Annotated in this window: 17 protein-coding genes; 14 read left to right on the plus strand and 3 right to left on the minus strand. The window is 52.2% G+C overall.

Annotated elements, in window-relative coordinates; translation table 11 throughout:
* Window positions 1-9 precede the first annotated feature (9 nt).
* The 3 genes from BQ7382_RS02820 to BQ7382_RS02830 all read left to right on the plus strand — a co-directional run bounded on the left by BQ7382_RS02820 (window position 10) and on the right by BQ7382_RS02830 (window position 3,482).
* Window positions 10-936, plus strand: a complete 927-nt coding sequence (locus tag BQ7382_RS02820) for an NAD(P)H-dependent oxidoreductase (RefSeq protein WP_077390609.1) — start codon at window positions 10-12, stop codon at window positions 934-936.
* 33 nt (window positions 937-969) lie between these two features.
* Window positions 970-2,349, plus strand: coding sequence for an LVIVD repeat-containing protein (locus BQ7382_RS02825; protein ID WP_077390610.1), 1,380 nt, complete (start codon window positions 970-972; stop codon window positions 2,347-2,349).
* Between the two features lie 320 nt (window positions 2,350-2,669).
* Complete coding sequence (locus BQ7382_RS02830) at window positions 2,670-3,482, plus strand: aminotransferase class IV (RefSeq protein WP_077390611.1); 813 nt, start codon at window positions 2,670-2,672, stop codon at window positions 3,480-3,482.
* Between the two features lie 3 nt (window positions 3,483-3,485).
* Here the strand turns inward: BQ7382_RS02830 and BQ7382_RS02835 are convergent, their stop codons facing one another.
* Window positions 3,486-4,739, minus strand: coding sequence for an ATP-binding protein (locus tag BQ7382_RS02835; RefSeq protein ID WP_077390612.1), 1,254 nt, complete (start codon window positions 4,737-4,739; stop codon window positions 3,486-3,488).
* Between the two features lie 1,087 nt (window positions 4,740-5,826).
* A complete protein-coding gene (locus BQ7382_RS02840; RefSeq protein ID WP_077390613.1) occupies window positions 5,827-6,675 on the minus strand; it encodes a YitT family protein in 849 nt (282 codons plus the stop codon).
* Window positions 6,676-6,962: 287 nt separating this feature from the next.
* Here BQ7382_RS02840 and BQ7382_RS02845 point away from each other — a divergent pair, with 287 nt between their 5' ends.
* From BQ7382_RS02845 to BQ7382_RS02865, 5 genes are all read left to right on the plus strand, one after another.
* Window positions 6,963-8,645 carry an AMP-dependent synthetase/ligase gene (locus BQ7382_RS02845; RefSeq protein ID WP_159437208.1) on the plus strand — a complete coding sequence of 561 codons (1,683 nt, stop codon included), beginning with the start codon at window positions 6,963-6,965 and terminating at the stop codon, window positions 8,643-8,645.
* A gap of 31 nt (window positions 8,646-8,676) precedes the next feature.
* Window positions 8,677-9,081 carry a nucleoside-diphosphate kinase gene (gene ndk / locus BQ7382_RS02850; protein WP_077390615.1) on the plus strand — a complete coding sequence of 135 codons (405 nt, stop codon included), beginning with the start codon at window positions 8,677-8,679 and terminating at the stop codon, window positions 9,079-9,081.
* 215 nt (window positions 9,082-9,296) lie between these two features.
* On the plus strand, window positions 9,297-10,118 hold the full coding sequence (locus BQ7382_RS02855) for an amino acid ABC transporter substrate-binding protein (protein ID WP_077390616.1): 822 nt from the start codon (window positions 9,297-9,299) through the stop codon (window positions 10,116-10,118).
* 86 nt (window positions 10,119-10,204) lie between these two features.
* The gene (locus BQ7382_RS02860; RefSeq protein WP_077390617.1) at window positions 10,205-10,864 is read left to right on the plus strand and encodes an amino acid ABC transporter permease; all 660 of its coding nucleotides are present in this window, start codon (window positions 10,205-10,207) and stop codon (window positions 10,862-10,864) included.
* A 16-nt stretch (window positions 10,865-10,880) separates the two neighbouring features.
* Window positions 10,881-11,642, plus strand: coding sequence for an amino acid ABC transporter ATP-binding protein (locus tag BQ7382_RS02865; RefSeq protein ID WP_077390618.1), 762 nt, complete (start codon window positions 10,881-10,883; stop codon window positions 11,640-11,642).
* A gap of 34 nt (window positions 11,643-11,676) precedes the next feature.
* On the opposite strand, the gene BQ7382_RS02870 is transcribed toward BQ7382_RS02865, so the two are convergent.
* The gene (locus BQ7382_RS02870) at window positions 11,677-12,744 is read right to left on the minus strand and encodes a threonine aldolase family protein (RefSeq protein WP_328587311.1); all 1,068 of its coding nucleotides are present in this window, start codon (window positions 12,742-12,744) and stop codon (window positions 11,677-11,679) included.
* Window positions 12,745-13,067: 323 nt separating this feature from the next.
* Between BQ7382_RS02870 and BQ7382_RS02875 the strand changes: the two genes are divergently transcribed.
* From BQ7382_RS02875 to BQ7382_RS02900, 6 genes are all read left to right on the plus strand, one after another.
* Window positions 13,068-13,991 (plus strand): alpha/beta hydrolase, encoded by a 924-nt coding sequence (locus BQ7382_RS02875; RefSeq protein WP_077390620.1) that lies wholly within the window; start codon window positions 13,068-13,070, stop codon window positions 13,989-13,991.
* A 245-nt stretch (window positions 13,992-14,236) separates the two neighbouring features.
* Window positions 14,237-15,601, plus strand: a complete 1,365-nt coding sequence (gene uraA, locus BQ7382_RS02880) for a uracil permease (protein WP_077390621.1) — start codon at window positions 14,237-14,239, stop codon at window positions 15,599-15,601.
* Window positions 15,602-15,671: 70 nt separating this feature from the next.
* Window positions 15,672-16,175, plus strand: coding sequence for a hypothetical protein (locus BQ7382_RS02885; protein ID WP_077390622.1), 504 nt, complete (start codon window positions 15,672-15,674; stop codon window positions 16,173-16,175).
* 234 nt (window positions 16,176-16,409) lie between these two features.
* Window positions 16,410-16,895 (plus strand): IS200/IS605 family transposase, encoded by a 486-nt coding sequence (tnpA, locus tag BQ7382_RS02890; RefSeq protein WP_077390623.1) that lies wholly within the window; start codon window positions 16,410-16,412, stop codon window positions 16,893-16,895.
* A gap of 267 nt (window positions 16,896-17,162) precedes the next feature.
* A complete protein-coding gene (tnpA, locus tag BQ7382_RS02895; protein ID WP_077390623.1) occupies window positions 17,163-17,648 on the plus strand; it encodes an IS200/IS605 family transposase in 486 nt (161 codons plus the stop codon).
* Window positions 17,649-17,853: 205 nt separating this feature from the next.
* Window positions 17,854-19,284, plus strand: a complete 1,431-nt coding sequence (locus tag BQ7382_RS02900; protein WP_077390624.1) for an MFS transporter — start codon at window positions 17,854-17,856, stop codon at window positions 19,282-19,284.
* Window positions 19,285-19,382: the final 98 nt, after the last annotated feature.

Raw genomic sequence — 19,382 nt, forward strand, 5'->3', positions numbered from 1 at the left:
GGAAGAAACATGAAGATTCTTGGTATTTCCCTTGGCCGTCAGAACGGAAATAACGATTGTATGTGCAAAGAGGCTCTGATGGGAGCAAAGGAAATGGGCGCAGAGGTGGAATTCATCCACCTCATGGACCTGAACATACAGCATTGCACAGGCTGCAACGCCTGCAGCGCCAAGGCTTTTTCCGGCAAAGGCAATAAGTGTGTTATAAACGATGACTTCGAGTGGCTGGTCGACAAGATGTACGATGCCGACGGAATCATCTTCGCCGTTCCGATCTTCTGTGAAGGAGCTCCAGGCGTTTTCCATAACATCATGGACCGCTTTGGACCGAGAATGGACAAGGCAACTTGCATGATCGGTGAGAAGACTGCACCAGGCAGCATTGATCCTAGATACATCAACAACAAAATCTGCGTCAGCTACATTTCCTTCGGCGGTTCCGAGTGGATCACTCGTGTTCAGGCTGACTGCTTTATCCAGTCCATGACACCACTGTGGAAGATCATAGACAACAAGTTTTACGATCATTCCCTGAACATCATGGGCGACGACGCAAAGCTTGCTGAGATCCATCAGGTAGGCGTCAATATGTATAACGCATGCAAGGACCCGGATAATGCTACATATCAGAGCGAGCCGGGAGTTTGCCCTCACTGCCATGGACGGGAGTTCTATTTCGCTGAAAATGGTGATGTAGTGTGCAACCAGTGCGGCATCGTAGGCAGAATGGAGATCACTGAGAATGGACCAAGCTTCATCTACGATGAGGAAAAGCAGATTCCTATTGCCCATGATGTTCTCAGCGGTAAATTCGCCCACATGGAGGACATCGGACGGGCCCTGGGAGCTCAGATGGAGTTCAAGAAAACAGATACATACAAGACTCGTCTCCAGAAGTACAAGGACTTTATCAGCCCGATCAAACCAGAGAATTAATGGGCTGCAAGACTGTAAGCAAGGAGTATCCAAATGAGTGAAAAATTTTATGCCAAAGGACCAGGTAATGAGGGGTATATAAAGAACATGGAGGTAGTCAGCTTCCATGATGCCGACGATCATTACCTGTTCCAGACACAGTTATATAAAACGAAGGATGGACGATATTATCTTTACGGGGGCTGTTTTTATGGCTATGGCGTGGAGATAATTGAGGTTACGGATCCGGCTCATCCACGACACGTCCAGTACATGCCGGTAATGGATCCAGAGGAGTATTCCTATATGTCCACCCCTAAGGTCCAGATCTGTGACGACCTGATGATCGTAGCCAACGGCAACTGTATTCCGATCATCCACGGACCTGCTCCGGAACACTATAAGCCGGCACCAGGCGGCGTACATATCTACAGCCTGAAAAATGATCCGGAACACCCAGAGAAGTTGTCCTTCTGGGCTACTGGTGACGATGATAACCCGGGAGCAGGAGTTCACCGTTTCACTTACAACGGAGGAAAATATCTGCATCTGTCGGCAACCGCCCCAGGTTTTATCGGTTATATTTACAGGATCATCGACATATCCGATCCAAGGAATCCTGTGGAGGCTGGACGCTGGTGGAATCCAGGCCAGTTTCTTGGAAACCAGACTAAAGCCACACAGGAGAGGAATATCCATGGTTGGAACGGCTTTGACACCTATCCGGGCTACGTCCACTTCCCATTTGCAGATACGGACAGAAACCTGACTTACATCAGTTGTGTGGGAGCAGGATTCAAGATCCTGGATATTTCCAACCCTCAGTTACCTCAGGTTCTGGGAGAGGTCCAGATGACGCCTCCATTTGCCACCAAATTCGGCGGAGCTCTGTGCCATACATTCATGCCGATTCTGGGAACAAATTATGCTGTGGGCATGCAGGAAGGTGAACGGTTCTGGTGCTACTCAAAGGAGATTCACGATAAATTCGGAACTCAGGCAATGTGCGGCATTGAGATGTTCGATGTGTCCGATCCTACGGATCCGGTGATGATCGCAGTGTTCCCTTATCCGGAGGTGCCGGAGGACTTCCCGTATAAGAACTTCAACTACTGCGGCATGGACTATCCAGGTCCTATGGGGCCGCATAACCTTCACGAGCCTATGAGCCACAAGCCATGGCTGGAGAACAGGAAAGACAGAGTATATGATTGCTATTTCCATGCGGGTCTCAGGGTTTATGACGTGTCCGACCCATTTGTGCCTAAAGAGATCGCATATTTCATTCCGCCAAACCCTGAAAAGCCGTTGTGGGAACTGGAGATGGCCAACAAACCTTTGGGAACTGCAGAAGATGTGGTTGTGGATGATCGTGGATATATCTACCTCAATACCATGCATGACGGAGTATATATTCTCAAGAGCTTAGTGTAAAATCCGGCTCAGTATGAAGTGTCGATCAGTATAAAGCGCACCATAGCGCATCATTGGTGGTAAAAACATAAATCGCCGTACCAGGCGTTTCGAATCATAGCGGCTGACTGAAATTCAGTTAGTCGCTTTTGTTATACACTGGATGCACTTCGTTGACTTGTTTTTTCCAGATAAACACCCGCCCCGTTGTGTTATAATCACCCTTGTCGCGTATCTCTGGAAGTTGCTCATGTTGCCAGGCGCCTTGCGCCGCAGGTCCGGCCGGCAGCTTGCAGAGCGGCATCAGTAAGGTGAAACTAAGCACAGCGGGTAGTGAGGGAATGAGAAAACAGACTTCAAGAGTCGTCAAGAACGGCCAGCTCATAGACGAAAAAGAATTTTACATAGAAAAAGACGCGTCCGACGATTACGTCTACGACGTCATCCGGGTCATCAACGGGAGACCGCTTTTTGCGGAGGACCACTACAACAGGCTCGCCCGGTCGCTGCATGGCGTCGGAAAGAACATACCTTTTTCCCTGGACGAGATGTGCGGACTCATCCAGAAGCTCCTTGACGCCAACGGCGTCGCGAACGACAACGTGAAGATCATAATCCCGGGCGACCGCACGGGAAGCGACGTCTATCTCATGCTCATGAACGCCGTGTACCCGGCGCCCGCCGACTACGAAAAAGGAGTGGACACCGAGCTTTACCGCGCCGTCCGCACCGACCCCCACGTAAAGAAGCGCAACCTGGCCCTCCGCGAGGCGACCAACGAGATCATCGCGCGGGACCGCGTTTTCGAGGTCATCCTGACGGACCAGAACGGCGACATAACCGAAGGGAGCCGCTCCAACATCTTTTTCATCCGCGGGGACGTGGTGTACACCTGCTCGGAATCGGGCGTTCTGCAGGGGGTGACCCGGAAAAAGATCATCGATATCTGCAGGGCCAGCGGCATAGAGGTAAAAGAGTGTATCATCTCCGCGAAGTCTCTCGGCGATTACGATGCGGCCTTCATCAGCGGGACATCCCCGAAGGTCCTTCCCATCCGGAGGATCGGAGACGTGCAGATGGACGTGAACAACGAGCTGCTGCGGAGGATCATGAGACTCTACGACGAGGAGATGGAGAGGTCCTGCGGCAAATAGTTTTCATATCTCCAGGCTGTGCGGATCAAGCAGGAAATCAAAAATGCTCATGACCAGGATGCCATCCTCATTGTACAGCGGTGCCAGCGCATCCTTCGTGATGATGATCTTCTTGAAGCCGTCGCCCGTTGAAAGAAGCGACCTCTGTTCCTGCTTTTCCTTTTCCTCATCTTGCATGGCGAATGCCGACTGAATGTAGTAACGCTTCGAACCGCGATTGCACACAAAATCGATCTCGAGCTGCTTCCGGACGCTTTTTCCAGTACGATTTTTTTCGCTGACGGGAACGATCCCCACGTCTACGTTGTATCCCCTTACCTTCAATTCGTTGAAGATCACATTTTCCATGGCATGCGTCTCTTCTACCTGCCTGAAGTTGAGCCTGGCGTTTCGCAGGCCGAGGTCGGTGAAGTAATACTTCGCGGGAGTGTCGATGTATTTTTTCCCCTTGATGTCATAACGGATAGCCTTGTCGATCAGAAATGCATCGCACAGGTAGTCGATGTACCGTTTGATGGTGGTGGGACTGATCTTCCTGTTCTTTACGGTTTTGAAGGTGGAGGAAAGTTTGTTTGGATTAGTAAGTGACCCCATTGCGGAAGATAGAATATTCAGGAGCTCTTCAAGTTCGTCTTTGTTGCGTATGTTGTTGCGGCCGGTAATGTCCGAAATGTAGGTCTCCTCAAAAAGCGCTTTCAGGAAATCCGATTTCTGGTCAGGCGTCTGAAATGAGAAGATCAGCGGCAGCCCTCCATACAGAACGTAGTCCCGCCATCCCTGGTAGCGGTCTCCGGTATATGCGGTCATGTACTCGGAAAAGGTGAGCGGGTACATGCGCACTTCATCGCCGCGTCCTCTGAATTCTGTGATTATGTCCTTAGAAAGGAACTTTGCATTGCTGCCAGTTACGTAAACGTCAGTATTTCTCCTGCGGGCAAGGCTGTTAAGTATATCCTCGAAGTCATCGAGAAGCTGCACTTCGTCAAGAAGAACATAATACATGGAATCATCTTTCAGCCTGTCAACAAGATACTGATAAAAAGCCTCTGGATCCCTGTACTTCTTATTCTCAAATGAATCAAAGGCCATTTCAATAACGTGGTCGTCTGGAACACCTTCGCTCTTCAAATGATCCCTGAACAAGTTGAATAAAAGGTATGATTTCCCGCATCTGCGCATACCCGTAACGACTTTGATCAGGCCGTTGTTCTTCTTGGAGATCAGCTTGTTCAAAAATATATCACGTGCTATTTCCATTTCACCCTTCTTTCCTGTGATACAAAAATGCATCCTGCTGCATCTTTATTTACTGGAATTATATATGATTTTACTTTCAATGCAAATCCTATGTGATATTTTTGCATCTTACTGCATTTTTGTAACATAGCTCGAACCCGCATACATCCGTACACAAGTCGCCAGCCCGCATGGGTGTGCGAAGCCGATGCCTGGGTAGGATGCGAGCAGTAGAGATCCGGAAAACGGCGCCTGGTACTGCTCGCCGAGCCGGTCGCGAGCAGTAAAGATCCGGAAAACGGCGCCTAGTACTGCTCGCCTAGCCGGAATCGAGCAGTAGAGATCCGTAAAACGGCGCCTGGTACTGCTCGCCGAGCAAGAAGCGAGCAGTAGAGATCAAGAAAACGGCGCCTGGTACTGCTCGCCTAGCCAGAAGCGAGCAGTAGAGATCCGGAAAACGGCGCCTGGTACTGCTCGCCGAGCCGGAATCGAGCAGTAGAGATCCGGAAAACGGCGCCTGGTACTGCTCGCCGAGCAAGAAGCGAGCAGTAGAGATCAAGAAAACGGCGCCTGGTACTGCTCGCCGAGCCGGAAGCGAGCAGTAGAGATCCGGAAAACGGCGCCCAGTACTGCTCGCCGAGCCGGAATCGAGCAGTAAAGATCCGGAAAACGGCGCCTGGTACTGCTCGCCGAGCCGGAATCGAGCAGTAGAGATCAAGAAAACGGCGCCTGGTACTGCTCGCCGAGCCGGAATCGAGCAGTAGAGGTCCGGAAAACGGCGCCCAGTACTGCTCGCTGGTGCTCCAACCACGCTCGCTGGGTCACACCTCCGGATTCCGGTGCATGGATCACAATATCCTGAAAAAAAGAGACAGGCTGCATTTCTACAGCTTGTCTCTTTTTACCAGGTACACCTTCGATGCCACTATCGCTATGGTGATGATAGCGATCAAAGTGTAGGCAAGGTATTCGATCTTTTCCTTTTCCATTGGACTTCTCCCGGGTTACATGGAAACAGCGAATGGAATCGTTCCTGGAATGATACTAAAAGAAAAGATCGCTTTTTTCAATAGTTGTGAGTTATTTTTATGACGATTTTTCCCCGAAACTACTCCACCGGCTTCGGGTTGTATCTCACTTCGCCCACGTTGTACACGGTGACGAAGGCCTTCGGGTCCTCCTTCGAAAGGAAGGTCATGAGCTTCTGGTACTCGTTCTTGTCCACGATCACAAGGACCTCGTGGCGGACTACCTGATCGTAGGCGCCTTTTACTTCATAGATGCTGGCCCCGCTGTGGAGCGTGTGGAGGACGTAGTCCACGATCGCGTCCTCGTGGTCGGAGAGGATGCACACACGGCGCTTGATGTTCCGCCCGAAAATGAAGTGATCCAGCACGATGCCCTGGAAGTAGGTGCCCAGCACTGAGATGACCACGGTCTTGCTGTCGTAGGCCAGCGCCGCGGTGAGGGCGATGAGCGTTCCGAGGATCGAAAAGGCCTTGCCGATCTCCATGTGGAAGTATTTGTTCATTATTTTTGTGATGATGTCCAGTCCGCCGGAAGACGCGTTCAGCGAGAAAAGCATGGCCATGGCGAAGCTCACCGAGACGATGTATGTCAGGGCGTCCAGTGTCTGGCTGCCGGTGAGCGACTGGTTGTTCGGGAGGAGCACCTCGTACATGCGCTGGAACAGCGGGATCGCGATGGAAGTGTAGACGGTTTTGGCCCCGAACTCCTTGCCGACGAAGATGAAGCCCACCACCAGGAGTATCATGTTCATGATCAGGGTGAGAATGGCTACGGAAAAAGGAGTGAAGTTCGTCAGGACGATCGCGAGTCCCGTTACGCTTCCCATGGCCGTGTGGCTCGGCATCAGGAAAAAGAAGACGCAGGTCGCCACGAGAAACGATGCCACGGTGATGAGAGCGTACTCTTTTACAGTGTTCTTATTGATCAAATCGAATCCTCCATATTGCTTTCTTTATTTAAAGTGTCCGGCCGCCCGGATTCCCGGATTTCTCAGCCAGCCGGGATGTCGTACCGCGGAATTGACCGCGGTACACAAGCCCGACAATTATATCACCATTGAAAATAATATTGAACTGCATTTGAAGCGCTATCCGAAGATTTGAAGCGCCACCGGCACCCGGTCAAACTCCATTTGCCATTCGCCCCGTGAAATAGTAATATGTACGGAGTTTCCGGCCTGAATGAGGGGAAGGCCGGGGAAGTTGGAGGTAAATATTGGAAAACTTCAGGCAGCTTATCACCGGATCGGCTGAGAACTACGGCAGCCGCATCGCCTTCACCTTGAAGGAAGGAAAAGGAAAATACAGAGACATCACATATTCCCGGTTCTGGGACGAGGTCCGGAGCCTCGGTCAGGCCCTGATGGCCCGCGGATACGGCGGCCAGAGGATCGCCATCATCGGAAAGAACAGCTACCAGTGGGTGCTGGCCAACGCTGCGATCCAGGTGGAGGGAGGCGTCTCCGTGCCACTGGACAAGGAGCTCAGATACGACGAGTTCCTGGAGTGCCTGGTGCGCTCGGAGGTCACGGCGATCTTTTACGATAAGAAGGAAAAAGAGAACGTGGAAAAGGCCATGGCTTCCGGTGAGACGAAGCTCAAGGAGGCGTTCCCGCTCTACGGAGTGGTCGGCGACAGCTCGCAGACCACGATATTCGACCTAATGGGAGCCGGCATCGCCCAGTTGTGGAACGGTGCAAGAGACATCGATGAACTGGAGATCGATGCCCACCGCGTTTCCACACTGCTTTTTACATCCGGGACGACTTCCCAGTCCAAGATCGTCATGCTGACACAGCACAACATCGTGGCGAACGTGGACAGCGTCATGAGGATGAACATAATTTTCCCGGAGGACACTAATATCGCACTCCTGCCGTATCACCATACTTTCGGGGGCACGGGCCAGTGGGTGATGCTGGCGGCGGGAGCCAGGACCGTCTACTGCGACGGCCTGAAGCACTTGCAGTCCAACTTCAAGGAATACGGCGTCTCTGTCTTCGTGGGAGTGCCTCTGATAGTGGAGACAATTTACAAGAAGATAAGGAAGTCGATCGACCAGAAGAACATGAACCTGGGTGTCAAGGCCATGAGAGTCTTTGCACGGGGCCTTGGAAAAGCTCGGATCGACGTTCGCCGCAGGGTCTTCGCCAGCATCCAGGAATCGCTGGGAGGCCACATGAGGCTGGTAGTCCTCGGCGCGGCAGCCGCGGATCCTGAGTGCATCAAGGCCATGAACGACTTCGGCGTCACCTGCATCCAGGGATACGGACTCACCGAGACATCTCCTATTCTCTCTGCCGAGAGGCCTGACAAGCTGAGATCCGGATCTGTGGGACAGCCGATCCCGGGAGTGGAGATGAAGATCGACGAGCCGGACGAGAACGGCGTCGGGGAGATCATCGCCAGGGGCGAGAACATCATGACCGGATACTACGGAAACCAGGCGGCCACAGAGGAAGTCCTCCAGGACGGGTGGTTCCACACGGGAGATCTGGGCTGGTGTGACGAAGACGGTTATTTCTATATAACCGGCAGGAAGAAGAACGTGATCGTCCTGAGGAACGGCAAGAACGTTTTCCCGGAGGAGCTGGAGCAGGAAGTGAGCCAGCTGCCGTACGTGCTGGAGAACATCGTGCTCGGAGTACCTGACGGCGGCAACGACAGGGATCCTATAGTCACGCTCAAGCTGGTGTACGACGAAAAAGCGTTCCCGGACAAGACCCGGGACGAGATATACGACCTGATCAAGGCAGACGTGGAAAAGATCAACGACTCCACACCGCCTTACAAGAGGATCAGAAAGATCATCGTCACTGATGAGCCTATGATCAAGACCAGTACTGGAAAGGTCAGGAGATTCATGGAGCTTCAGAAAATAGTGGAAGGGGAGAACTGATACCGGCGGAGCCGGAGAAAGGAAAAGGAAAATGGCTGTTGAAAGAACTTATATCATGCTGAAGCCTGACTGCGTGAGAAGGGGCCTGATGGGCAGGGTCATCTCGAGGATCGAGGACAAGGGCTACAAGATCGTGGACGCCAAGATGATGCACCTGACCAGCGACAAGCTGAGAGAGCACTATGCCCACCTGGTGGACAAGCCTTTTTACCCGAACCTGGAGGCGTTCATGATGTCCGGCCCGGTCCTGGCCATGATCGTGGAAGGGGAAAACGCCATCCTTGGTATGAGGAACCTCATGGGTGCCACGAAGTTTGAAGACGCGGCAGCAGGCACTATCAGAGGAGATTTTGCCAACACCACTACAGAGAACCTGATACACGGTTCCGACTCCCCGGAGACGGCCGGGGCGGAGATAAAGAGGTTTTTCGGCTAGGAGAAGATCAGGTAAGTCATGCAGCGAGATCGGCATGGCAGAGGTGATCTTTCTGTATCGCAGAGAGAACTTATCTTCCACTTGACATAGTATGGCCACTAATGTAACATATCACTGTGCTTTACCGCTTTATTCCGATAAAGCGGTAAATATTTTTACTCACGACACTTTACTACGATAACGTGCTACATTCATAGAGCACCAGGGAGAACATCATGAAAAAGAAGATTTTGACAGTGACGCTGGTCTGCATGCTGGCGGGAGTTATGGGTATCCTGACAGGTTGCGGTTCCGTGGGCGAGAAGACGGACTGGGACTACATCCAGGACAAGGGCACTCTGGTCATCGGACTGGACGATACCTTTGCGCCGATGGGTTTTAGAAATGAGAACGACAAGCTGGTCGGCTTCGACATCGACCTGGCGAGGGCAGTCGGCAAGGAGCTGGGAGTTAAGGTGAAGTTCAAGCCTATCGACTGGGATGCCAAGGAGGCTGAACTGAAATCCAAGAATATCGACTGCATCTGGAACGGAATGTCCGCCACGCCTGACAGACAGAAGAGCATGTCACTTTCCAAGAAATACCTGGAGAACAGGATCCTCGTGATGTCTCTTGATCCGTCCATCAACATCAAGAGCGCGGACGATCTCAAGAACTACAAGATCGGCACACAGGCCGGATCCTCTGCCCTCGAAGCCATCGAGAAGAACAAGAAATATGACGAGTTCAAGGACAACATCTCCGAGTATGATACATACGACGAAGCCATCCTGGACATGAAGGCCGGCAGGATCGACGTGGTCGCCATCGACGAGGTCTATGCGATCTACAACAACGCAAACAAGGACAAGCTCTACGAGTCCGATTTCAACTTCGGAGCTGACTACTACGCAGTGGGCTTCAGGAAGGGCGATACCGAGCTGACCAAGAAGTTCAACGCTGCTCTCAAGAAGACCATCGACAGCGGTGAGGCAGCCGAGATCAGCAACAAATGGTTCGGCAAGGACCTGGTGGTATTCAAGGGCTACGGAAAATAGGCTGAAAAGCGATCTGAAAACAAAATGTTCGCGAGGCTGAGGCGCTGCTTCAGCCTCATTCTCTGAGAAGAGCCGGAGGGAGTCTAATGGCTGAATATATTGGAATGATAATCCCCGCACTGATGCAGGGGGCCGTCGTATCTGTGGAGCTGTTCTGCGTGACGCTGATCTTTTCGCTGCCACTGGGCCTCGTTGTGTGCCTCGGGGAAAACAGCAGGATCAGGATCATCAGCTTGATCTTCAAAGCATATGTGTTCGTGTTCAGGGGAACGCCGCTGATGCTCCAGCTTTTCTTCTTCTACTTCTTCTTCCCTATAAACATGGGGATAAGGATGACAGCCTTTGCAACGGCGTCACTCACCTTCGTGCTGAACTACGCTGCGTACTTCGCGGAGATATACAGAGGAGGGATCAACAGCATCGACAGGGGCCAGTACGAGGCCGCCAAGTCCCTTGGACTTTCCAGGTCTCAGACCCTTTTCGGTATCATCCTGCCACAGACCTTCAGAGTCGTTCTGCCGCCTGTGTCCAACGAGGTGATCGTCCTCATCAAGGATACGGCTCTGGCATCATCCATCGCCCTGGTGGACATAATGAGGGTCTCCCAGAAGATCGTGAACAGGGACGGCTCGCTGGTGGCATACGTCATAGCCGCAGCCCTCTATCTTGTCTTCACCTTCTTCATGACCGTGATACTCACGAGGCTGGAAAAACGCTTTTCCAGGTACGACGAACAGAGCGCTTAGTGCGAGGGGGGATGAAATGGCGATTCTCGAGATGAAGAACATAGTAAAAAATTTCGGCGGCCTGTCGGCTGTCAACGGGGTGAGTCTCTCTGTGGAAAAGGGTGAGACGGTGGCGATCATCGGCCCGTCGGGATCCGGAAAATCCACGCTGCTCAGGTGCATCAACTGCCTTGAGAGGATCGACGGCGGAGAGATAACACTGAGGGGCGAGCGCTTCGCCTGGGAGGAGAACGGGAGGACCGTGTACCTTCCCGAAAAGGAGCTCAAGAGGATCTCCGCGGAGACGGGTATGGTCTTCCAGCACTTCAACCTCTTTCCTCACATGACGTGTCTGGAGAACATAACTTATGCTCCGGTGAAGGTAAAGGGTGTGCCGAAGGCACAGGCTGAGAAGACGGGGATGGAGCTCCTGGAAAAGGTTGGGCTGGCAGACAAGAGGGACCAGTACCCGGGCCGCCTTTCAGGCGGGCAGAAACAGAGGGTGGCGATCGCCAGGGGCCTGGCGATGAACCCTGAAATAATGCTCTTTGACGAGCCCACTTCTGCCCTGGACCCTGAGATCACGGGGGAGGTTCTTCAGGTGATGAAGGAGCTTTCCCAGGCGGATACCACCATGGTGGTGGTGACCCACGAAATGGGCTTCGCCAAAGAGGTATCGGATAAGGTGGTGTTCATGAACAGCGGGAAGATCGAAGAGCAGGGGGATCCTCTCGAGATCTTCAATGCTCCTAAGAGCACCAGACTGAAAGAATTTCTCAGCTCGGTCGTCAGCGCCTGATGTGCGGCGACGGCCGGACCGGGGCGCAGAAACGCTAGATGCCGGTCTCTTCCAGAGCCAGATCGAGGAATTTTTCCAGATCCCTGATCTGTTCTCCGGTGGTGGCCCAGCTGGTCACGAAGCGCACGGGAGTGGTGGCTTCTCTTTCAGGTCCCCACAGCTCGAACATCACGTTCTCCCTGAGACGGTGGATCAGCTCGTTCTTCATGACGAAGAACTGCTGGTTCGTAGGTGAATCGATATACAGCTCAATGCCCCGGGACAGGAAAAGCTCCCGGAGCTCCATGGCGCGGCGGATGCCGTTGGCCCCGAGCTCGTAATAGAGACCGTCGGTAAACAGAGTATCGAACTGGATGCCGACGAGACGACCCTTGGCCAGAAGGGCACCATGCTCCTTGATGATGGTGTCGAAGTGGTCAGGGGTGTTGTTTTTTGTGAACACCAGGGCCTCCCCGTTGAGGGTGCCGACCTTGGTCCCTCCGATATAGAAAAGGTCGGCCAGCTCTGCCAGCATCGGCAGGGTCACGTCAGTGTCGGCCATGAGGCCGTATCCCAGTCTAGCCCCATCTATATAAAGAGGTATCTTGTACTCCAGGCAGAGAGAGGACAGGCTCCTCAGCTCGTCTGCCGTGTACAGCGTTCCCAGCTCCGTCGGCTGGGAGATGTAGACCATGCCCGGGAACACCATGTGGCTGTATGTTCCGTCAGCCCAGAAATCCTCGAGGAGCTTTCTCACATCGGCGGCGCTTATCTTGCCATCTCTGGACGGGACGGTCAGCACCTTGTGGCCCAGGAACTCGATGGCCCCAGCCTCGTGGATGCTGATGTGGCCGGTGTCTCCCGAGATCACACCCTCGTATGGGCGGAGCATGGAGTCGATGGCGATGGCGTTGGTCTGGGTGCCGCCGCTGAGGAAGAAGACATCGGCATCAGGGCACTGGCATGCCTGCCGGATCTTGTTCTTCGCGGACTCGGTAAAAGGATCGAAGCCGTATCCGGAATACTGTTCTCTGTTCACTGAGGCAAAGGCCTCAAGTATCTTCTCGTGACATCCCTCGGTATAGTCGCACTGGAACGAAAGCATTTTTTCTCCTTTTTCCATGACCTTGAACTAACTTGCCATTACCTGCGGCGCCGTGACCGCATCGCCGGGATCCGCCAACCTGCGGACGGGCGTTTCCCAGAACCGTTTCGTGAGACGAGTATATAATAAAAATTCCCCTTATTCCATAGCCTGTTGCACCTCAAAGGACTATAATGATGGCCATGAGCCCCGGAACATATACGTGCCCTGGAGGAAAAGGACAGGGCGGACCAGGAGATAGCGGAGGAGGAGATGAAGGCGGCCGCGGCTGCCACCATGGATCATTCCGTGAATTAGTTATCACTTCAGTTTGAGCAGAAAAAGCAGAAAAGAGGTTGGCTATGAAGAAGGAAGAAATGACGATCCCTTCCACTGATGAGAAGACTCAGCTCCATGTCATCACATGGACTCCTGACGAGGAGCCGAAGGCGGTGGTGCAGCTGGTGCACGGAATGGCTGAGTACATGGACAGGTACGATGAGTTCGCCAGATATCTCACCACGAGGGGATACGCAGTCATCGGACACGACCATCTGGGACACGGAAAATCTGTGACGGATCCGAGCATGCTGGGCTTTTTTGCGGAAGAGAACGGGGACAAGATAGTCATCCTGGACATGTACGGTGTGACGCAGCTGGCGAAGAGGCTGTGGCCGGACAAGCCCGTGTTCATCCTGGGGCACAGCATGGGATCTTTCCTCGTGAGGAGATATATAACGAGATATTCTGACGATATCGCCGGTGCGGTAGTCATGGGAACAGGAGATCAGCCGGCAGCCGCTTCGGCAGTGGGACTCGCCATCGCCAACAACAAGAAAAAGCATCACGGAAACATGTACATCAGCAGTACTCTCGACAAGATGGCTCTCGGAAGCAACAACAAGCCGTTCAGGCCGAACAGGACTCCGGTGGACTGGCTTTCCGTGAACGAGGAGAACGTGGACAGGTACATGGCCGACGAGCTGTGTGGATTCAGCTTCACCGTCTCCGCTTATGCCGACTTCTTCAAGGTGCTGCAGGACCTGGCTCATAATGCGGACGCGGAAAAGCTTTCCCGTGGCCTGCCGGTGCTAATCATCTCCGGTGAACTGGATCCCGTGGGAGGGGAGAAGGCCTGCAAGGCAGTCCTTGCAAAGTACAAGGGCCTCGGCATGGAGGACGTGACCCTCAAGCTCTACCCTGGAGACAGACACGAGATCCTGAACGAAAACGACAGGGAGCAGGTCTACGAGGACCTGGGCGACTGGTTCGACAGCAAGCTGTAAGTAGCTGCGCACTGAGGCATCCTCGCACATCTGCGCATATCTACGCATATCTACGCATATCTTCGTGAACGGCCTCGCACACGCCCCGGACTGACCGCAGCTTCGCAGGACTCCCGGGATACTGCGCGTGGCCGCATGTTTTTTTTGCAGGGACCCTCATGGAAGCAACTTTTCCTTGAAATACATCCCTCCGCCGGTATAATAATTTAGGAATTTTTTACTGCGGTTAATGGAAGGATGTGTTTATGAAAGAGAGAAGAGTTATTGGCGTAAACGAGAGAGTGCCTCTGTCGCACGGCATCCCGCTGAGTATTCAGCACACATTTGCGATGTTCAGCGCATCGGTGCTGGTGCCTTTCATCCTTGGGATAAGCCCGGCGATCGCCCTGCTGATGAACGGTATCGGAACTCTTCTCTTCATTTTGATAACCAAGGGAAAGGCTCCTGCCTATCTCGGCTCCAGCTTTGCATTTATCTCCCCGGCACTTCTGGTCATCAACAACCCGAAGCTGGGATATGAGTACGCCCTTGGCGGATTCGTGATCACGGGACTGATCTTCATGGCTGTGGCCATACTGGTGAAGTTCGTAGGGGTAAAATGGATCGACGTCGTGCTCCCGCCTGCGGCCATGGGCCCGGTCGTGGCGCTGATCGGTCTTGAGCTCGCCGGGAACGCAGCTCAGAACGGAGGCATCGTCCTCACCGATACCTACACCCACATCAACCCGAAGTTCGTCATCGTCTTCCTGGTGACACTTCTGGCTGCGGTGTTCGGACAGGTGCTTTTCAGAGGGTTCGCCTCTGCAATAGCGATCCTGATCTCAATCATTATCGGATACGTGGCGGCACTCATGGCCGGCATCGTGGATTTCACACAGCTCAACCAGGAGACATGGTTCGACCTGCCTAATTTCATGGCTCCGAAGTTCAGCCTTCAGGCCATACTGATCATAATCCCGGCGTCGCTCACGGTGATCTCGGAACACATCGGACATCAGGTGGTGACCTCCGAGATCGTGGGCTACAACCTGCTGGAGGATCCGGGCCTGCAGAGGTCTCTGTTCGCAGACGGTATCTCCACGACGCTGTCCGGACTCTGCGGTTCCGTGCCTACAACGACCTACGGCGAGAACATCGGCGTAATGGCAATAACAAAAGTCTACAGCGTATGGGTCATCGGCGGTGCCGCGCTGTTCTCCATTGCGCTGTCGTTTATCGGAAAAGCCTCCGGCCTCATCCAGACCATTCCGGCTCCCGTGATGGGCGGCGTGAGCTTCCTGCTCTACGGTATGATCGGCGCTTCCGGTATCAGGCTCATGGTGGACTCCAAGATCGACTACAGCAAGCCTAGAAACCTGGCTCTCACATCCGTCGTGTTCATCACCGGACTCTCCGGGGCATTCATCCAGATCGGCTCTGTTCAGCTGACCGGAATGTCCCTGGCCACGGTAGTTGGCATGGTCCTCGGGCTGGTGTTCTACATCCTCGACAGACTCGGGCTCACCAACGACAGGGAAAACGAGGAAATGGAAGCCGCAGAGGCGGCAGCGGCAAACGATATAGCGGCGGCAGAGGCCGGGGGAGCGTCCGGCTCGGAGACTTCCAGGTAAAAAAGCTCTGACGGTCCGCGTTGCGTTTGCGGCACTGCACTGAGAAAACACATGAAAGAGGAAAAGAACGATGACGAATTTCGAGAAGATCACCGGACAACAAAAGAAGAGCATCAGGAACCACGGCCTCATCGCCATGCTTCTCATCGTGGTGGGGATCCTCGTTGCCTTTGCAAAACAGGTCTCCGGCTACATTTCCCTCATCATGGGAGTCCTCCTCCTGGTGACCGTCTGGACCCAGTACAGAAACTACTCCCGTGAGATGGAGAAGGTCCGCGGCAACCTCGAACAGTTCAAAAAAGAAGTCAACGAGGGCAAGATCTACGACGCCTTCGGCCTCATCCTCACCCCGAACTACGCAGTGGTCGATGGAAGAGAGCTCCACATCTACAAGCTGAAGAACATGAAAAAATTCGAGGTCGGCATCGAAGAGCGCATCCGAAAAGCCCTTTTCCTCACAGACAAGTCTGGCAAAAGACATCAGATCGCCGAGACCTACACCGGCGACGGCCGCCAGGAGCAGTTCGACAAGCTCTACGGCGACGTAAAAGAATACTTCAGAAAGAGACATTAGTGTAATTATGTGTCACTGGGTGATGCCAGGTGATATAGTGAAAAACGAATTTATGAGGGCGATCAAAACGACAGGAGCTGCCGTTTTGATCGCCCTTTTTCTTGTGATCTTTAGTGTAAAAAAACCACCGGCTAAGCCGGTGGAGTAAGAAGCTTTAGCTTCAAGAAAAAACCTCCTGTGATATCATGAATGAGGCTTCCAACCGCACTCATGTAACAAAGGAGGAATAAATCGATGGGTAATATTACCAAAACCGACATCAATAGTTTAACACATTCGAAGTGGCGGTGTCAGTATCACGTAGTGTTTGCGCCGAAGTACAGGAGACAAATTATCTACGGAAAAATAAAAGAGGATATTGGCAAGATACTTAGGCAGTTGTGTGATCAGAAAGGCATAGAAATAATAGAAGCGGAGTTGTGCCCTGATCATGTACACATGCTGATATCAATTCCGCCAAAATACAGCGTATCGCAAGTGATGGGATATCTGAAGGGAAAAAGCTCACTGATGATATTCGACAGACATGCGAATATGAAATATCGGTATGGGAACAGGCATTTCTGGTGCCGTGGCTATTATGTCGATACAGTTGGCAGAAACAAAAAGGCAATCGCAGAATACATACGAAACCAACTGCAAGAAGATATCGCAAATGATCAATTAACATTGAAGGAGTACATAGACCCGTTCACGGGTAGCAAGAATACGAAGGCATAATAAAAAGCGCCCTTAGGCGCAGCCGGAAAATAGAGATGCGGTTGGCAGTCTATTTCGGTGCGTCTTAAGACGCCTGCAAGTAACAGGCCCTTTTAGGGCAAGGACAAACCACCAGTTCAACTGGTGGTTATGATTNGTGATCTTTAGTGTAAAAAAACCACCGGCTAAGCCGGTGGAGTAAGAAGCTTTAGCTTCAAGAAAAAACCTCCTGTGATATCATGAATGAGGCTTCCAACCGCACTCATGTAACAAAGGAGGAATAAATCGATGGGTAATATTACCAAAACCGACATCAATAGTTTAACACATTCGAAGTGGCGGTGTCAGTATCACGTAGTGTTTGCGCCGAAGTACAGGAGACAAATTATCTACGGAAAAATAAAAGAGGATATTGGCAAGATACTTAGGCAGTTGTGTGATCAGAAAGGCATAGAAATAATAGAAGCGGAGTTGTGCCCTGATCATGTACACATGCTGATATCAATTCCGCCAAAATACAGCGTATCGCAAGTGATGGGATATCTGAAGGGAAAAAGCTCACTGATGATATTCGACAGACATGCGAATATGAAATATCGGTATGGGAACAGGCATTTCTGGTGCCGTGGCTATTATGTCGATACAGTTGGCAGAAACAAAAAGGCAATCGCAGAATACATACGAAACCAACTGCAAGAAGATATCGCAAATGATCAATTAACATTGAAGGAGTACATAGACCCGTTCACGGGTAGCAAGAATACGAAGGCATAATAAAAAGCGCCCTTAGGCGCAGCCGGAAAATAGAGATGCGGTTGGCAGTCTATTTCGGTGCGTCTTAAGACGCCTGCAAGTAACAGGCCCTTTTAGGGCAAGGACAAACCACCAGTTCAACTGGTGGTTATGATTCTGCATACTATCTGCCAGGGATATATAATGGCTGTAGTCATATATGCAATAGCACGAAGGAGGACAGCAATTGAAAGAGGACGTATCTATTCAGAAAATAGATGATCATTTGGATAAGCCGGTCCTGGGAGCCGCAATGGTGACTGCTTTCATAACGACGTTCATGAGCAGCGCCCTTAACCTGTCGATACCAGCACTTGAAAGCTATTTCCATGTGAATGCTGCAACGATAGGATGGGTGGTGAGCGCATATACGATGGCGGTAGCGGCAATGAGTCTTCCTTTCGGAAAGATCGCAGACGCAGCAGGAATGAAAAAAGTCTTTCTCACGGGAATAGCCGGCTTCGGTTTGCTGTCGCTGGCCAGCGCTTTTTCCACGAACATAGGCTTTCTCCTTGCCTGCCGTACACTCCAGGGAGCTTGCGGCGCAATGATGTTTGCCACGAACAATTCGATACTGATCAAAGCTCATCCCAGAGAAATGCAGGGAAGGGTCCTCGGGCTGTCCGTCGCAGCAACATACGCAGGTCTTACTCTGGGTCCCGCCCTCGGTGGAGTCATGAACAGAACGCTGGGCTGGAAAGCGATATTCATTCTTTCTGCTTTGACAGCCGCTGTGGCTTTCTGTGTCAGCGTGAAAGGCGTGCCCGCCGACAACAGGACAGCAAAAAACGAAAAAATGGACAAGGCAGGAGCCTTGCTCTACATTACAGCTGTGGTGATGAGCTTATACGGCCTTACAGATCTTACTGTTTCAAGGAGAGCCGAGGCGATCCTGATCGCCGGTGTGATTATGATAGCTGGTTTCTTCGGCTGGGAATCGAAGGCGGAAAACCCGCTGGTGAAGGTCTCCATGTTCACATCGAGCAGAACATTTACCTTTTCCAACCTGGCTGCACTCCTGAATTATGGCGCCACATTCGCAATAACCTACGAGGTCAGCATTTATCTCCAGATGATAAAAGGCTTCAGTTCCGACAAGGCCGGAATTATCATCATCTTCATGCCGGCGGTCCAGGCGATCCTGTCCCCAAAGATGGGGGCTCTGTCCGACCGGATCCGGCCGTCCCTGCTTGCCAGTCGCGGAATGAGCCTTTGCGCATTTGCTCTTGGGATGCTCGCAGTCCTTCCGGAACACGCACCAACAGCATACATCGTTGCCGTGCTTTCCCTGGCAGGCCTTGGCTTTGCGATGTTCTCATCGCCTAACAACAACGCGATAATGAGTTGCGTCGATTCTTCTGATTACGGAGTAGCAAACTCTATAATCGCAACGATGAGGACTTACGGACAGTCTTCTGGGATGGCTGTACTCAATATAGTAACGGGTGTGGTCCTTGGAAAAGGAACTTACGAAGGTGCGACAGCGCCGGTCCTGATGAAAATGATCCACGTGTCGTTTCTCGTTTTCGCCCTGATATGTCTCGCGGGGATCGCATGTTCTATGGCAAGAGACAAAGGGACAGAAACTGACGCGAAAACAAAGCGGGATGCAAAATAAAAAACGTTGCATAATGCATGATTCTTTGATGTGCATAACAATAAACTTTATATGCACTTGTTACTCATACTAAATTTCTGTAAACTATTCATAAGCAA

It is taken from the genome of Mobilibacterium timonense, from assembly GCF_900155555.1.
Taxonomy (GTDB): Bacteria; Bacillota; Clostridia; order Peptostreptococcales; family Anaerovoracaceae; genus Allobaileyella; species Allobaileyella timonense.

Bases quoted from the DNA above. Each gene is read 5' to 3' on its own strand.
- BQ7382_RS02820 (WP_077390609.1), top strand. From the start codon at position 10: ATGAAGATTCTTGGTATTTCCCTTGGCCGTCAGAACGGAAATAACGAT.
- BQ7382_RS02825 (WP_077390610.1), top strand. From the start codon at position 970: ATGAGTGAAAAATTTTATGCCAAAGGACCAGGTAATGAGGGGTATATA.
- BQ7382_RS02830 (WP_077390611.1), top strand. From the start codon at position 2,670: ATGAGAAAACAGACTTCAAGAGTCGTCAAGAACGGCCAGCTCATAGAC.
- BQ7382_RS02835 (WP_077390612.1), bottom strand. From the start codon at position 4,739: ATGGAAATAGCACGTGATATATTTTTGAACAAGCTGATCTCCAAGAAG.
- ndk (WP_077390615.1), top strand. From the start codon at position 8,677: ATGGCTGTTGAAAGAACTTATATCATGCTGAAGCCTGACTGCGTGAGA.
- BQ7382_RS02855 (WP_077390616.1), top strand. From the start codon at position 9,297: ATGAAAAAGAAGATTTTGACAGTGACGCTGGTCTGCATGCTGGCGGGA.
- BQ7382_RS02860 (WP_077390617.1), top strand. From the start codon at position 10,205: ATGGCTGAATATATTGGAATGATAATCCCCGCACTGATGCAGGGGGCC.
- BQ7382_RS02865 (WP_077390618.1), top strand. From the start codon at position 10,881: ATGGCGATTCTCGAGATGAAGAACATAGTAAAAAATTTCGGCGGCCTG.
- BQ7382_RS02870 (WP_328587311.1), bottom strand. From the start codon at position 12,744: ATGGAAAAAGGAGAAAAAATGCTTTCGTTCCAGTGCGACTATACCGAG.
- BQ7382_RS02875 (WP_077390620.1), top strand. From the start codon at position 13,068: ATGAAGAAGGAAGAAATGACGATCCCTTCCACTGATGAGAAGACTCAG.
- uraA (WP_077390621.1), top strand. From the start codon at position 14,237: ATGAAAGAGAGAAGAGTTATTGGCGTAAACGAGAGAGTGCCTCTGTCG.
- BQ7382_RS02885 (WP_077390622.1), top strand. From the start codon at position 15,672: ATGACGAATTTCGAGAAGATCACCGGACAACAAAAGAAGAGCATCAGG.
- tnpA (WP_077390623.1), top strand. From the start codon at position 16,410: ATGGGTAATATTACCAAAACCGACATCAATAGTTTAACACATTCGAAG.
- tnpA (WP_077390623.1), top strand. From the start codon at position 17,163: ATGGGTAATATTACCAAAACCGACATCAATAGTTTAACACATTCGAAG.